This is a genomic window from Streptomyces sp. NPDC054794, from assembly GCF_053611585.1.
In genome coordinates, this window is sequence record NZ_JBSHAQ010000026.1 from 23,613 (window position 1) to 37,326 (window position 13,714).

Annotated in this window: 11 protein-coding genes; 7 read left to right on the forward strand and 4 right to left on the reverse strand. The window is 72.2% G+C overall.

Annotated elements, in window-relative coordinates; translation table 11 throughout:
* The first annotated feature begins 363 nt into the window (after positions 1 to 363).
* Entirely contained in the window at positions 364 to 939 is a 576-nt protein-coding gene (locus ACWGKT_RS25980) for an adenylosuccinate lyase (RefSeq protein ID WP_356146437.1), read from the forward strand.
* 4 nt (positions 940 to 943) lie between these two features.
* Here the strand turns inward: ACWGKT_RS25980 and ACWGKT_RS25985 are convergent, their stop codons facing one another.
* The 4 genes from ACWGKT_RS25985 to ACWGKT_RS26000 form a co-directional block, all read right to left on the reverse strand.
* Positions 944 to 1,465 carry an N-acetyltransferase family protein gene (locus ACWGKT_RS25985; RefSeq protein ID WP_453275588.1) on the reverse strand — a complete coding sequence of 174 codons (522 nt, stop codon included), beginning with the start codon at positions 1,463 to 1,465 and terminating at the stop codon, positions 944 to 946.
* Positions 1,462 to 1,860 (reverse strand): RidA family protein, encoded by a 399-nt coding sequence (locus ACWGKT_RS25990; RefSeq protein ID WP_235457379.1) that lies wholly within the window; start codon positions 1,858 to 1,860, stop codon positions 1,462 to 1,464. The genes ACWGKT_RS25985 and ACWGKT_RS25990 overlap by 4 nt, the downstream gene beginning before the upstream one ends.
* 86 nt (positions 1,861 to 1,946) lie before the next feature.
* On the reverse strand, positions 1,947 to 3,536 hold the full coding sequence (locus ACWGKT_RS25995; RefSeq protein ID WP_453275589.1) for an alpha/beta hydrolase: 1,590 nt from the start codon (positions 3,534 to 3,536) through the stop codon (positions 1,947 to 1,949).
* A gap of 134 nt (positions 3,537 to 3,670) precedes the next feature.
* Positions 3,671 to 4,738, reverse strand: a complete 1,068-nt coding sequence (locus ACWGKT_RS26000) for an Rv2578c family radical SAM protein (RefSeq protein WP_453275590.1) — start codon at positions 4,736 to 4,738, stop codon at positions 3,671 to 3,673.
* A gap of 134 nt (positions 4,739 to 4,872) precedes the next feature.
* On the opposite strand from ACWGKT_RS26000, the gene ACWGKT_RS26005 reads away from it, so the two are divergent.
* The 6 genes from ACWGKT_RS26005 (at position 4,873) to ACWGKT_RS26030 (ending at position 13,667) form a co-directional block, all read left to right on the forward strand.
* Positions 4,873 to 5,316, forward strand: a complete 444-nt coding sequence (locus ACWGKT_RS26005; protein WP_356146450.1) for an SRPBCC family protein — start codon at positions 4,873 to 4,875, stop codon at positions 5,314 to 5,316.
* 172 nt (positions 5,317 to 5,488) lie between these two features.
* Positions 5,489 to 7,921, forward strand: a complete 2,433-nt coding sequence (locus ACWGKT_RS26010) for an MFS transporter (protein WP_453275591.1) — start codon at positions 5,489 to 5,491, stop codon at positions 7,919 to 7,921.
* A 193-nt stretch (positions 7,922 to 8,114) separates the two neighbouring features.
* A complete protein-coding gene (locus ACWGKT_RS26015; protein WP_453275592.1) occupies positions 8,115 to 10,592 on the forward strand; it encodes a SpoIIE family protein phosphatase in 2,478 nt (825 codons plus the stop codon).
* 136 nt (positions 10,593 to 10,728) lie between these two features.
* Entirely contained in the window at positions 10,729 to 11,472 is a 744-nt protein-coding gene (locus tag ACWGKT_RS26020) for a class I SAM-dependent methyltransferase (RefSeq protein WP_356146459.1), read from the forward strand.
* 64 nt (positions 11,473 to 11,536) lie between these two features.
* Complete coding sequence (locus ACWGKT_RS26025; RefSeq protein ID WP_453275593.1) at positions 11,537 to 12,370, forward strand: M55 family metallopeptidase; 834 nt, start codon at positions 11,537 to 11,539, stop codon at positions 12,368 to 12,370.
* The gene (locus ACWGKT_RS26030) at positions 12,363 to 13,667 is read left to right on the forward strand and encodes a M20/M25/M40 family metallo-hydrolase (RefSeq protein WP_453275594.1); all 1,305 of its coding nucleotides are present in this window, start codon (positions 12,363 to 12,365) and stop codon (positions 13,665 to 13,667) included. Before ACWGKT_RS26025 ends, ACWGKT_RS26030 begins: the two co-directional genes overlap by 8 nt.
* Positions 13,668 to 13,714: the final 47 nt, after the last annotated feature.

The window sequence follows — 13,714 nt, forward strand, 5'->3', positions numbered from 1 at the left end:
CAAGAACGGCGCGCCGAGCGCGAGATCCGCACGGGTGCGCCGAGGGCGCACGCCGAGCGTGCTGAGTGCGGGTGTTGTTGCCGGGCTGCTTGCGCACACGCCCGGTGCCGTCCGCCGCGGGCGCGCACACGCCCGGGAAACGGCCTGGACCGACCGGCTCTGTCCCGGAGCCGAGCCGTACTGGTGGTACACGTGAGGTACCGAACCGACCTGCACTCACGACGGCTGCGTCACCAAACCGTCGTAAGCAAGCGCGAGTGGGTGACTCGCTCGAATGAGCTTAACCGGTGGGTAACGAGCGCGCTAGTCCCGAGTTTGTGATGAAGCTCCCCGGCTTCGCGCGACACCCCTAATCTGGGCTTCGTGGACGAAGAGTTGCGATCGCTCACGGAGCGTCTACGACAGGAGTCGCGCGGCACGTCGGCGTACGAGCGGCTGCTGGCGACCGAGGACCCCGACGAACTGGCGGACGTGCTCACGGCGGCCGGACAGCCGCTGTGGGCCAGGGAGTTGGCGGCGTTCCGGCTGGGCGTGGCCGGCGACCGGCGCGCCTTCGAGTCCCTCGTCCTGCTGCTCAACCACCGCGACCCGCCCCGCTGCGCCTCCGCGGCCCACGCGCTGGCCCGGCTCGGCGACCCCCGCACCGCCCGCGCGGCCGCCGCCCTCGCCACCAACGAACTGCGCGTCGCCTACGCGCTGCACCCCGTGCGGCTCCTGGTCGTGCTGCGGGCCCCCGAGTCCGTGCCGGCGCTGATCACCACCCTGGAGCGGCGGCTGCGCCCGCACGACCCCTATCGCCGGGTGGCCCTCGCCTGTGTGGAGGGGCTCGGCACGCTCGGCGACGCCCGGGCCCGGCGCGTCCTGAACGAGGCGCTGGCCCACCCGACGCTGGCCGAGGCGGCGGTGCACGCGCTGACGCGGATCCCCAGGCCGCGGTGACGCGTCAGCCGAGTGGCTCCTTGACGTAACGGACCTCGGGCACGTCGATGCCCTCCACCTCGAAGGGCTCCTCCGCGCCGTCCGCGCGGAAGCCCGCTCGCTCGTAGAAGCGCCGGGCGCGCGTGTTCTCCTTCAGGACCCACAGGAACATGCGCGGCTGCACGAGGCACTGCCGGACGGACCGCTCCAGCAGGGTCCGGCCGACCCCGCTGCCGAGGTGCGCGGTGTCGACGTAGATCGCGTACAACTCGGCGTCCTCGGTGCGCACTTCGCCGTCCCGGTACGGTCCGTGCGCCGCCCAGCCGACGATCTCGCCGTCCCGCTCGGCGATCAGGTTCACCACGCCGTTCGTGGGGCGCGGAGAGAAGTGGGAGCGTCGCCACTCGGCGTCCCGCGCCACGCTGAGTCCGTCCAGATAGGACTGCGGCATCATGCCCCGGTAGGCGTGCTGCCAGCCACGGATCCGTATCTCGGAGACGCGGTCGCAGTCGGCGGGGGCCATCGGCCGCACCGTCAGCCCGGTCATGCGCCGACCACCGCGAACGCCTCGACCTCCATGAGGAACTCGGGTCGGACGAGCCCCGCCACCTGTACGGCCGAGGACGCCGGCAGCCGGTCCTCGGGTATGTGCGCGGCGCGGGCCGCGCGGAGGGCCGGCAGGTGGGCCATGTCCGTCACGAAGTAGGTGAGTTTGACGACGTCGGCGAAGCCGGCCCCAGCGGCGGCCAGGCAGCGCCTGAGGTTCTCGAAGACCTGGCGGGCCTGGGCCGCCGGGTCGCCCGCGCCGACCAGTTGTCCGTCCTCGTCCAGGGCGAGCTGGCCGGAGACGGCGACGAAACGGCCGGTGGCCGCCACGACATGGCTGTACTGGGCGGCGGGGGCGACCCCGTCGGGGGCGGGGATCCTGGTCGGCTCACTCATGCGCCCATCGTGGACCATGGTCCGACGACGCGGCCAACGCATTCGAGGCGGCCGACACCCCCGAGGGGCCGTCAGGCGGTGGGTGGTCAGCCGTGGTGGCCCAGCAGGCCGTGCAGGGCCGAACCACGGGACGAGGTGGACGCCGCCTTTCCGGTCAGCGGCTTCGGGTCGGGGGTCCGCACGCAGACCGCGTCGGCCTCGCCGCCGTCGCCGCGCGGCACCGTGCCGTCGGTCAGGTAGGCGGCCAGGTATTCGTCGAGGCAGGCGTTGCCGCTCAGCGTGATGCCGTGGTTCCCGCCGCCCTGCTCGACGACCAGGCTGGAGCCGGCCAGCAGCCGGTGGACCGCCGCGCCGCCCGGGTACGGGGTCGCCGCGTCGTCCGTCGCCTGGAACAGCAGCACCGGCGGCAGCTCGGCGTTGGCGATGTTCAGCGGCTGCCGCGACGGGGTCGGCCAGAACGCGCACGGCGCGTTGTACCAGGTGTTGTTCCAGCTGATGAACGGCGCCTTCTCGTGCACCGCCCAGGCGTCCTTGCGCCACTGGTTCCAGTCCCGCGGCCAGGAGGCGTCACGGCACTGCACCGCCGCGTAGACGCTGTAGCCGTTGTCGCCCGCGGTGTCGACGGCGCCGAACCGGTCGTACGCCTGCACCAGGAGGTCGGCCTTCTTGTCCCGGCTGTAGGCGGCGAACGCCTCGGCGAGGTAGGGCCAGTAGCCGTTGTAGTAGCCGCCGGGCATGAACGTGTCGTCCAGTTCGGAGGCCCCGACCTTCCCGCCCGCCGGCCTCTTGGCCAGCGCCGCCCGCATCGCGTACCACTTGGCCTCGACCTGGCTCGGGTCGTCGCCGAGGTGGTACGTCGCGTCGTACTGCGCGATCCAGGTCATCAGGGCCCGGTGGCGGTCGTCGAAGGCGTAGTCCTGGCCGATGTTGTCGTCGTACCAGACGCCGGTCGGGTCGACGATCGAGTCCAGGACCAGTCGGCGCACCCGCTGGGGGAACAGCTTGGCGTAGACCGCGCCGAGGTAGGTGCCGTACGAGTAGCCGAAGTAGTTGACCCGCTCGGCGCCGAGCGCCGTGCGGATCGCGTCGATGTCCCGCGCGGAGCTGACGGTGTCGATGTACGGCAGGACGCTCGCGTACTTCTTGCCGCAGGCGTCGGCGAAGGCCTTCACGCGCGTGAGGCCGGCCTGCTCCAGCTCGTCCGTGTCCGGCACGGAGTCGGGGCGCACCGCCTTGAAGTACTGGGGTTCGCAGGTGAGGGCAGGCGTGCTCCTGCCCACGCCGCGCGGGTCGAAGCCGATGACGTCGTACTGCGCGGCCACGTCCTTGGGCAGCGCGGCCGCGACGAATCCGGCGAGGGTGCGGCCGCTGCCGCCGGGGCCGCCGGGGTTGACCAGCAGCGGGCCCTGGTAGGTCTGGGCGGTGTGCGGGACGCGGGTCAGGGCGAGCGTGATCTGCCGCCCGCCGGGGTTCGCGTGGTCGAGCGGCACCTGGAGCGACGCGCACTGCAGCGTCGGATAGTCGGTCGTGCCGCACTTCTGCCAGGCGAGCCCAGCGGCCCCCGCGGTCTGCGCGGTCGGTGCGGTCCTTCGGATGACGGCGTCGGCGGGCGCGGCCGTGAACGACCCGGCCACGACGACGGCGGCACCGCACAGCACGGCTGCGCGTGATCTCATGGGTCCTCCCGGGACGGAGGGTGATCGGACCGCGAAGGTCACGGTCCTCGCCGCATCGTCCCGAAAAGAGGGCCGGGAAAAACCGTTCTGTCAACACTTGACCCAATTGGGCCGGAAGATGCCCCCGAACGCTCTCAGATCAGCGTGAGTTGGGTAGGTTCGGAGGTTCCGTCGGCGGGCGCCGGTGCCGCCGTCGGTTGCGTGGCCTCCGGCGGGCGGATCCGCCGCGGCATCCCCGGGCGCGAGGGCCCGATGCCGTACTCCTGGGCCAGCTCGTGGACCTGACGGGTGATCCGGCGCTGGTACCACTTGGGCGCGTAGGCGCCGTCCGCGTACAGCCGTTCGTAGCGGCGCACCAGGTAGGGGTGGTGTCGGCCGAGCCAGGCCATGAACCACTCCCGGGCGCCCGGCCGCAGATGCAGCACGAGCGGGGTGACGGAGGTGGCCCCGGCGGCCGCGATCGCCCGTACGGTGGCCCGCAGTTGGGCCGGGTCGTCGCCGAGGAAGGGGATCACCGGCGCCATCAGCACGCCGCAGCCGATGCCGTGCTCGCCCAGGGTTCGTACGACCTCCAGGCGCCGCTCCGGCGCGGGCGTGCCCGGCTCGACGGTGCGCCACAGGCCCGGGTCGGTGAAGCCGACGGAGACCGAGATGCCGACGTCGGTGACCGCGGCGGCCTGCTTGAGCAGGTCGAGGTCGCGCAGGATCAGCGTGCCCTTCGTCAGGATCGAGAAGGGGTTCGCGTGGTCGCGCAGGGCGGCGATGATGCCCGGCATCAGGCGGTAGCGGCCCTCGGCGCGCTGGTAGCAGTCGACGTTCGTGCCCATCGCGATGTGCTCGCCCTGCCAGCGGCGGGAGCCGAGCTGGCGGCGGAGCAGTTCGGGCGCGTTCACCTTGACCACGATCTGGGTGTCGAAGCCGATCCCCGTGTCGAGGTCGAGATAGCTGTGCGTCTTGCGGGCGAAGCAGTACACGCACGCGTGCGAGCAACCCCGGTAGGGGTTGACCGTCCAGTCGAAGGACATGCGTGAGACGCCCGGTACCCGGTTGATGATCGAGCGGGCCCGGATCTCGTGGAAGGTGATTCCGGCGAATTCGGGCGTGTCGAAGGTGCGGGTGGTGACCGCGTCCGCGCCGAACAGCGCGGCATCGGCCGCCCGGCTGTGACCGCCGGACTCCACGGTGAGGTTTTCCCAGCGCATGACGCCTCCTCGGTAGCGCTGGCCACAGAATAGAACATACGTTCCCATGATCGTGCGACCTCGATTTGGGCGGCCGGGTCGCGGGGTGGTTGGCTTTGCCCAACCCCGAGAGTTCAGGTCCCTTAAGGAGTCCCATGGCGCAGGTCGAGGCCACTACGGAGCGGGTCGTCGCGGCGGACGCGGAGAAGGTGTTCGACGCCCTCGCCGACTACAGTGGCACGCGCGCGAAGCTGCTGCCCGAGCACTTCAGCGAGTACGAGGTGCGCGAGGGCGGCGACGGCGAGGGCACCCTCGTGCACTGGAAGCTTCAGGCCACCAGCAAGCGGGTCCGCGACTGCCTCCTGGAGGTCACCGAGCCCACCGACGGTGAACTGGTCGAGAAGGACCGCAACTCCTCCATGGTCACCACCTGGCGCGTCACCCCCGCCGGCGAGGGAAGCTCCCGGGTCGTGGTGACCACCACCTGGACCGGTGCCGGCGGCATCGGCGGCTTCTTCGAGCGGACCTTCGCCCCCAAGGGCCTCGGCCGGATCTACGACGCGGTGCTCGCCAAGCTCGCCGCCGAGGTCGAGAAGTAGCCCAAAGGGCAATCGGGGAAGGTGCGTTGATCCCCTCACCGGTTCGAGTGGATCTCCGCGCCGACCGACCTCGTGCCGTAACTCGTCGTGCCTGCCCGCAGTTGTCGATTTACGCGTGATACGCGTGGATTTAGGCGGAAATCGTGCGGCAGCGCGACGAGGGGAGCGGTACGTGGGCGGGACGACCCTGGTGGAGTACGAGCCGGCGGTGGCGCCACCTCCTGAGGCCCCCGTCCCGCCGGCCGGGCCGGCCGGCGAACTCGGCGCGCGCCGGATCGTGTTGGTCTTCTTCGCGCTGATGCTCGCGCTGCTGCTGGCCGCCCTGGACCAGATGATCGTCGCCACCGCGCTGCCGAGGATCGTCGGCGAGCTGCACGGCCTGGACCGGATGTCCTGGGCGATCACCGCGTACCTGCTCACGGCCACCGTGGGACTGCCGGTCTACGGCAAACTCGGCGACCTGATCGGCCGCAAGGGCGTCTTCCAGTTCGCGATCCTCGTCTTCGTCATCGGCTCCGCGCTGGCCGGACGGGCGCGGACCATGGACCAGCTGATCGCCTTCCGCGCGGTCCAGGGCGTCGGCGCGGGCGGACTCATGATCGGCGTACAGGCGATCATCGCCGACATCGTGCCGCCCCGCAGGCGCGGTCGCTTCCTCGGCCTGATCGGCGCCGCGTTCGGCCTCGCCTCGGTCGCCGGACCGCTGCTCGGCGGCTACTTCACCGACCACCTCTCCTGGCGCTGGTGCTTCTACGTCAACGTGCCCTTCGGGCTGGTCACCCTGGCCGTCGTCACACTGGTGCTGAAGCTCCCCAAGCCCGCCGTCCGGGGCCCGCTCGACCTGCTCGGCATCCTGCTGCTCGCGGCGGCCTCCACCTGCCTGGTGCTGCTCACCAGTTGGGGCGGCACCGAGTACGCCTGGGACTCGCGCCCGATCCTCTGCCTCGGTGCGGGCGCGCTGGCCGCCACCGTCCTCTTCCTCGCCGCCGAGCACCGCGCCGCCGAACCCCTCATCCCGCTCCGGCTGTTCAGGGACTCCGTCTTCGTCGTCACCGGACTGGTGGGCCTGGTCATCGGCGTCGCCCTGTTCGGCGCCGCCAGCTATCTGCCCACCTTCCTGCAGATGGTCGACGGCGCCTCCGCCACCGAGTCCGGCCTGCTGATGCTGCCCATGATGGCCGGGATCGTCGGCGCCTCGATCGTCGCCGGACAGCTCATCACCCACACCGGCCGCTACAAGGTCTTCCCCGTCCTCGGCGGACTGCTGTCCGCCATCGGCATGTGGCTGCTGTCCCGGCTCGCCGTCGACACGCCCCGGCTGCACTACAGCGTCTGGATGGCCGTCCTCGGCGCCGGCATCGGCATGGTGATGCCCGTCCTGATCCTCGCCGTGCAGAACTCCGTCCGCCCCGCCGACCTCGGCACCGCCACCAGCGCCAACAACTACTTCCGGCAGATCGGCGGCAGCGTCGGCGCCGCCGTCTTCGGTACCCTCTTCGCCGGCCGGCTCGCCGACGCCCTGCACGACCGTCTTCCCGCGCGCGCGGGCACCCGGCTCCCGGACCCCGAGTCCCTCACCCCGCGGCTCGTCCACGCGCTGCCCCCGCAGCTGCGCGACGCCTACATCCGCGCCTACGCCGACGCGATGCCCCGGATCTTCCTCTACCTCGTCCCGGTGCTCGTCCTCGGCCTGCTCATCGCCTTCTTCCTCAAGGAGAAACCCCTGGTGCCCCACAACGCCCCCGTCGCCGACCAGGAGACCGTGCCGGGCAACGCCGCCATCCCGCAGGCCCGCCCCCAGCCTTCGGCCGGGGGGACCCCGCTCTCCCCTCGCTCGCCCCTCGCCGCCGGAAGCCCCGTCTGCGGGATGGTGCAGCACCCCGACGGGACCGTGGTGCCCCGCGCAGCCCTCACCCTCATCGACGTCGCCGGGCGGCAGATCGGGCGGGGCGCCAGCGGCGAGGACGGGCGGTACGCGCTGTCCACGCCCGGCTCCGGGTCGTACGTGCTGATCGCCGCGGCGGGCGGCCACCAGCCGCAGGCGGTCTCGGTGACCGTCGGCGAGCGGCCCGTCGAGCTCGACGTCGTCCTCGGCGGCGCCGGACGCCTCGCGGGCACCGTGCTCACCGCCGACGGCTCGCCCGTCCGGGACGCCACCGTCACGCTCACCAACGTGCACGGCGAGGTCGTCGCAAGTACCCGCAGCGGGCGCGAGGGCGGCTATGTCATCACCGAACTGGTGGCCGGGGAGTACACCCTCGCCGCCGGCGCGCCCGCCTTCCGCCCGGCCGCCCTGCCCGTCACCGTGCAGGCGTCCCGGGAGACCCGGCAGGACGTCGAACTCGCGGGCGGCGCCGTGCTGCGCGGGACCGTGCGGGCCGGTGGCGGACGGCCCGTCCAGGACGCGCGGGTGACCCTGCTCGACGCGGCCGGCAACGTCGTGGACACGCTCACCACGGGCACCGACGGAACCTTCCGGTTCGTCGACCTCTCCTCCGGCGAGTACACCGTGATCGCGGCCGGATACCCGCCGGTGGCCACGGTTCTGCACGTGGCGGGCGGCGGACGCACGGAACGGGACCTGCTGCTGGGGCACCACGACTGACGCAGCCTGACGCAGCCTGACGCAGCCTGACCCAGCAACCGGCTCACCGCCCTGGCGGGGCGCGGACCTGCGGGCCGAGGCGATCAAGTGAAACCAATTCCAGGATTGCCACACATCGCAACCGGACGTCCCCGTACGGTAGTGACGGGCGGCACAGATCTATGCGGAGCCGTGGGGAGAGAGGGCCTTGGCCATGGACCGTGGCAACGAGAGGGACGTACCTCCCAGCCGCGGAGCTGGGGACGGCGCGGGGGACGCCGCGACGGCCGGGCGTATCCCGCTGGCCGTGGTCGTCGTGGACCGGGACGGTCTGGTGTCCCACTGGAGCAGCGGCGCACGCCGGCTGTTCGGCGTGACGAGGGAGGACGCCGTGGGGCGTCCGGCGGGCGATCTGCTGCCGGTCTCCGGCGCGCTGCCCGACGGCCTCGACGCCGAACCGCGGCCGGACGCCTACGGACCCTACGAGGCGTACGACGGCCTGGGCCCCGATCTTGAGGCCTCGCTCGGCGGACGGACCGCCTACGCGACGGCGGGCCGGGCCCGGATCTCCGAGGACTCCAAGGACAGGGACGAGACCCGGCTCGACGTCCTGTGGTGGGCCTATCCGCTGGTCGGCCCGGGGCCCGAACGGCTGCTGGTGCTCGCCGCCGACGCCGCGCGACTGCGTGTCGAGCGCGGCTACACGGAGGAGGCCGTCGAGCGGATCGCGCCAGGCTTCGCCCGTTACACCGAGCTGCCCGCGTTCGACGAACTCGCCCGTCGGCTGCCCGAGATCCTGCCCAACATGGGCCCGGGCCTGAGCGGCCGCGTCGTCTCCCAGGTGCTTGAACTAGGCTACCCCGTCCTGGAGTTCAGTCAGTACGACCGGGTGCCGGTGACACCCGACTGGGGCGTGCCGCGCCGCGCGGGACGCCCGCGCCCGCACACCGTGCCGCAGCAGCGGACCGCGGTCGACGTCCCGGTCGGCGCCGAGCACGACCTGGAGTACGTGGCCGTGCGCGAGCGGCTGGAGTTCCTCAACGAGGTCAGCTCCGGCATCGGTTCCTCGCTGGACCTGGGGGAGACCATCCGCGAGGTGACCAGCGCCGCCGTGCCCCGCTTCGCGGACTTCGCCGGCACCCATCTGCGTTCGGCGGTGCTGGCGGGCGAGGGCTTCCCGGACGGCCCGCCCGACGCGACGACCGTGATGCACCGCGTCTGGGTCGAGCACAACGACGAACCCGGCCGCTGGGACGACACCGTGCCGGTCGGCGAGACCTTCGCCTTCCCCGAACACACCCCGTTCTTCCAGTGCATGGTCACCGGCGAGCCGGTCCTCATCCCGAGGATCAGCGAGGAACTCGGCAACCGCATCTCCGGCGAGTTCGAGAAGCGTGACCTCAGGCCGCTGATCAACGGCCGCTCCCTGCTGATCGTCCCGCTCAAGGCGCGCAACGTCGTCCTCGGCTTCATGGTGCTGATGCGCCGCCCGGACCGCGAGCCCTTCGACGGCATGGACCGCACCACGGGAGCCGAACTCGCCGCCCGCGCCGGTCTCGTGCTGGACAACGCCCGCATGTACACGTACCAGGAGAACGTCGCCGAGACCCTCCAGGACAGCATGCTGCCGCAGGTGAGCCCGCGCATGGCCGGGTGCGACGTCGCCACCCGGTATCTGCCCGGCACCCGGCTCGGCCGGATCGGCGGCGACTGGTTCGACACGATCAAACTGCCCGGCTCGCGCACCGCGCTCGTGGTCGGCGACGTCATGGGCCACGGCCTCAACGCGGCCGCCATGATGGGCCAGTTGCGCACCGCCGTGCAGACCATGGCCACCATGGAGACGCCGCCCGCGCAACTGCTGCGCAACCTCGACGACCTGGCCCGGCGGCTCGGCGAGAACTACCTCGCCACCTGCCTGTACGCGGTGTACGACCCGATCCGCGGCGAGGTACAGCTCTCCAACGCCGGACACATCCCGCCCGTCCTGGTGCGGGCCGAGGACGGCCGCAGCGAACTGCTCGACCTGCCGACCGGCGCCCCGATAGGAGTGGGCGGCGTCGCCTTCGAGTCCGCCGTCGTCCGGGTCTCGCCCGGGGACCGGCTGGTGCTGTGCACCGACGGACTGGTCGAGGTGCGCGGGGCCGACATCGGCGACGGACTCGCCGCGCTCTGCGAGTCCGCCGCGCACCCCGCGGCCTCGATGGACGCCGCATGCGACACGATCATCCGGGCCCTCAACACGCACGGCGGACGCAAGGACGACGTCGCGCTGCTCATGGCCCGGCTCAACGGCATCCGGGCCGGCGATGTCGCCGAGTGGCAACTCGCCCGGGACGCACGCGAGGTGGGCCAGGCCCGTCGGCTGGTCCGCGCACAACTGCTGGAGTGGGGTCTGTACGACGCCGTGGACACGGCGGAGTTGCTGGTCAGTGAGGTCGTCTCCAATGCCGTACGGCACGGGGGCGGTGACCGGATCGGGCTGCGGCTGGTGCGCACCGACGCGCTGCTGTGCGAGGTCACGGACGACGAGCCGGCACTGCCCACCCTGCTCGGCGCGGGCACCCACGACGAGTCGGGCCGCGGTCTGCGGGTGGTCAGCCGGTTGGCCCGCGAATGGGGCGCCAGCGCCGCCGGACACCACAAGACCGTCTGGTTCGAGCAGGCCCTGACGCCGTCCCGCGGGTTCTGAGAGAGGGCGCGCGGAGCGTGTGTGCGCGCCTCCTGGCGTGCGCTGGCCGGAACTTCTGGTGAAGGAGGGCGCCTTCCTCTTGCCGTGCTCTCCGGGACCGCGATACTCCGAGCACGGAACCGACTTGGGGAGGGGCATGAACATTTCGGAGGAGTACCGCAATGCCTGGGAGAGCTTTTGGCGGGATACCTCGGACGCGCCGGGTGAGGCGATCTGGGACTCGGATCCGTCGCTGACCGCCGTACCGCACAGCGAGTTGCTGCTGCCGTTCGCGGACACCACGCGCACCATCGTCGACCTCGGCTGTGGCAACGGCACACAGACGCGCTATCTCGCCACCCGGTTCGCGCGCGCCGTCGGCGTCGACCTCTCGCACGCCGCCGTCGAGCACGCCCGCCGCGCGGCCGCCGATGACGGCGGCGACGAGGCCGTCGAGTTCGAGCAGCTCGACCTGACCGACGCCGAGGCCGTGCGTGCCCTGCACAGCCGCGTCGGCGACAGCCACGTGTACATGCGTGCGGTCATCCATCAGAGCGAACCGCAGGCGCGGGCCCTGGTGGCCGGGGCGGTCGCCGAGATCATCGGCTCCGGGGGCCGGGCCTTCGTCGTCGAACTCACCTCGGGCTCGCGCCAGGTGCTGCGCCGCGCGGCGGCCGACCCGGACGGGCCGCCGCCCAAGCTGCGCCGGGTGTTCCACCACGGGCTCAAGCCGGCCGGCGCGGACGACGAGGAGATCCCGAAGCTGCTGCGCGAGGCCGGACTCGACATCCTCGCCACCGGCGAGACGACCCTGCCGCAGACGGAGTACCTGGCGGACGGCACCCGCATAGACCTGCCCGCACGCTGGTTCGTCCTGGCGGGCGCCGGCGCGGCAGGCTGAGCGACGGCGCGGCCGGGAGCGCGGTCCTGGTCCGAGGGTGGCGCACCGCGTAGCGTGCGGTTTTATGAAAATCCTCATCAGTGCGGACATGGAGGGGGCCACGGGCGTCACCTGGCCGGCCGATGTGCTGCCCGGGACGCCCCAGTGGGAGCGGTGCCGGGCGATGTTCACCTCGGACGTCGATGCCGCGGTGCGGGGGTTCTACGACGGCGGCGCCGACGAGGTCGTCGTCAACGAGGCTCACTGGACCATGCGCAACCTGCTGCTGGAGCGGCTGGACGAGCGGGCGGCGATGCTCACCGGGCGGCACAAGTCGCTGTCCATGGTGGAGGGCGTGCAGCACGGGGACGTGGACGGCCTCGCGTTCGTCGGCTACCACGCGGGCGCCGGCATGGAGGGCGTCCTCGCCCACACCTACCTCGCGAACTCCATCACCGGGGTGTGGCTGAACGACGTACGGGCCAGCGAGGGGCTGCTCAACGCGCACGTGGCCGCCGAGTACGGGGTGCCCGTCGTGCTCGTCACCGGGGACGACGTGGCCTGCGAGGACGCGCTCGGGTACGCGCCGGAGGCGCTCAAGGTCGCGGTGAAGGACCATGTGTCGCGCTACGCGGCGGTGTGCCGTACGCCGGCCAGGACCGCCGCCGACATCCGCGCGGCGGCGAAGGAGGCGGCCACGCTGGCGGTGCGTCAGGAGCCGTTCGCCGGGGGCCCGTTCACCATCGCGCTGGAGTTCGACGCCGAGCACCTCGCGCTCGCCGCCACCGTGGTGCCGGGCGTGGAGCGGATCGGGGAGCGGAGGGTGGCGTACACCAACGGCACCATGTACGAGGGGATCCGGACCTTCAAGGCGGTCACCACGATCGTCTCGGCCGCCGTGGAGGAGCAGTATGGCTGACGATCTGGCGCTGGACGAGGTCGTGCGGTTCACCTCCGACCTGATCCGGATCGACACGACCAATCTGGGCGACGGGGAGTGCCGGGAGCGGCCGGCCGCCGAGTACGCGGCCGAGCGGCTGGCCGGGGCGGGGCTGGAGCCCCTGATGCTGGAGCGCACCCCGGGGCGGACCAACGTCGTCGCCCGGATCGAGGGCACCGACCCGTCCGCCGACGCGCTGCTCGTGCACGGTCACCTCGACGTGGTGCCCGCGCGCGCCGAGGACTGGCGTGTGCACCCGTTCTCCGGCGAGATCCTGGACGGGGTCGTGTGGGGCCGGGGCGCGGTCGACATGAAGAACATGGACGCGATGATCCTCGCGGTCGTCCGGTCCTGGGCCCGCGAGGGCGTACGGCCCCGGCGTGACATCGTCGTCGCGTTCACCGCCGACGAGGAGGCCAGCGCGGCGGACGGCTCCGGGTTCCTGGCGGACGAGCACGCCGGGCTCTTCGAGGGCTGCACGGAGGGCATCAGCGAGTCGGGTGCGTACACCTTCCACGACGGGAGCGGCCGTCAGCTCTATCCCATCGCCGCCGGCGAGCGCGGCACCGGCTGGCTGAAGCTCACCGCCCGCGGGCGGGCGGGGCACGGCTCCAAGGTCAACCGGGAGAACGCGGTGACCCGGCTGGCCGCCGCCGTCACCCGGATCGGCGAGCACGCGTGGCCGCTCCGGCCGACCCCGACGGTGCTGGCCGCCCTCACCGAACTCGCCGCCGTGTACGGCGTCGAGGCGGATCCGGCCGACCTGGAGGGGCTCCTGCACAAGCTCGGCCCGGCCGCCCAGCTCGTCGAGGCCACGCTCCGCAACAGCGCCAACCCGACGATGCTGGAGGCCGGTTACAAGCTCAACGTGATCCCCGGGGAGGCGATCGCCTACGTCGACGGGCGCTATCTGCCCGGCGGCGAGGAGGAGTTCCGCGCCACCCTCGACCGGCTGACCGGGCCGGACGTGGACTGGGAGTTCGCGCACCGGGAGGTCGCGCTCCAGGCACCGGTGGACACGCCGACGTACGCCAGGATGCGGGCAGCCGTAGAGGAGTTCGCGCCCGAGGGCCACGTGGTGCCGTACTGCATGTCGGGCGGCACCGACGCCAAGCAGTTCTCCCGGCTGGGCATCACCGGCTACGGCTTCGCGCCGCTGAAGCTGCCGGAGGGCTTCGACTACCAGGCCCTGTTCCACGGCGTCGACGAACGCGTCCCGGTCGACGCGCTGCACTTCGGCGTCCGCGTCCTCGACCGGTTCCTGCGGACGGCCTAGGGTCTGTCCTCCGGTTCGGTTCGCCCGGTGGCGGCGATGACGGATCA

What these genes read in the sequence shown, in the direction of transcription:
- ACWGKT_RS25985 (WP_453275588.1), bottom strand. Translation starts at nt 1,465, where the DNA reads ATGACCGGGCTGACGGTGCGGCCGATGGCCCCCGCCGACTGCGACCGC.
- ACWGKT_RS25990 (WP_235457379.1), bottom strand. Translation starts at nt 1,860, where the DNA reads ATGAGTGAGCCGACCAGGATCCCCGCCCCCGACGGGGTCGCCCCCGCC.
- ACWGKT_RS25995 (WP_453275589.1), bottom strand. Translation starts at nt 3,536, where the DNA reads ATGAGATCACGCGCAGCCGTGCTGTGCGGTGCCGCCGTCGTCGTGGCC.
- ACWGKT_RS26000 (WP_453275590.1), bottom strand. Translation starts at nt 4,738, where the DNA reads ATGCGCTGGGAAAACCTCACCGTGGAGTCCGGCGGTCACAGCCGGGCG.
- ACWGKT_RS26005 (WP_356146450.1), top strand. Translation starts at nt 4,873, where the DNA reads ATGGCGCAGGTCGAGGCCACTACGGAGCGGGTCGTCGCGGCGGACGCG.
- ACWGKT_RS26015 (WP_453275592.1), top strand. Translation starts at nt 8,115, where the DNA reads ATGGACCGTGGCAACGAGAGGGACGTACCTCCCAGCCGCGGAGCTGGG.
- ACWGKT_RS26020 (WP_356146459.1), top strand. Translation starts at nt 10,729, where the DNA reads ATGAACATTTCGGAGGAGTACCGCAATGCCTGGGAGAGCTTTTGGCGG.
- ACWGKT_RS26025 (WP_453275593.1), top strand. Translation starts at nt 11,537, where the DNA reads ATGAAAATCCTCATCAGTGCGGACATGGAGGGGGCCACGGGCGTCACC.
- ACWGKT_RS26030 (WP_453275594.1), top strand. Translation starts at nt 12,363, where the DNA reads ATGGCTGACGATCTGGCGCTGGACGAGGTCGTGCGGTTCACCTCCGAC.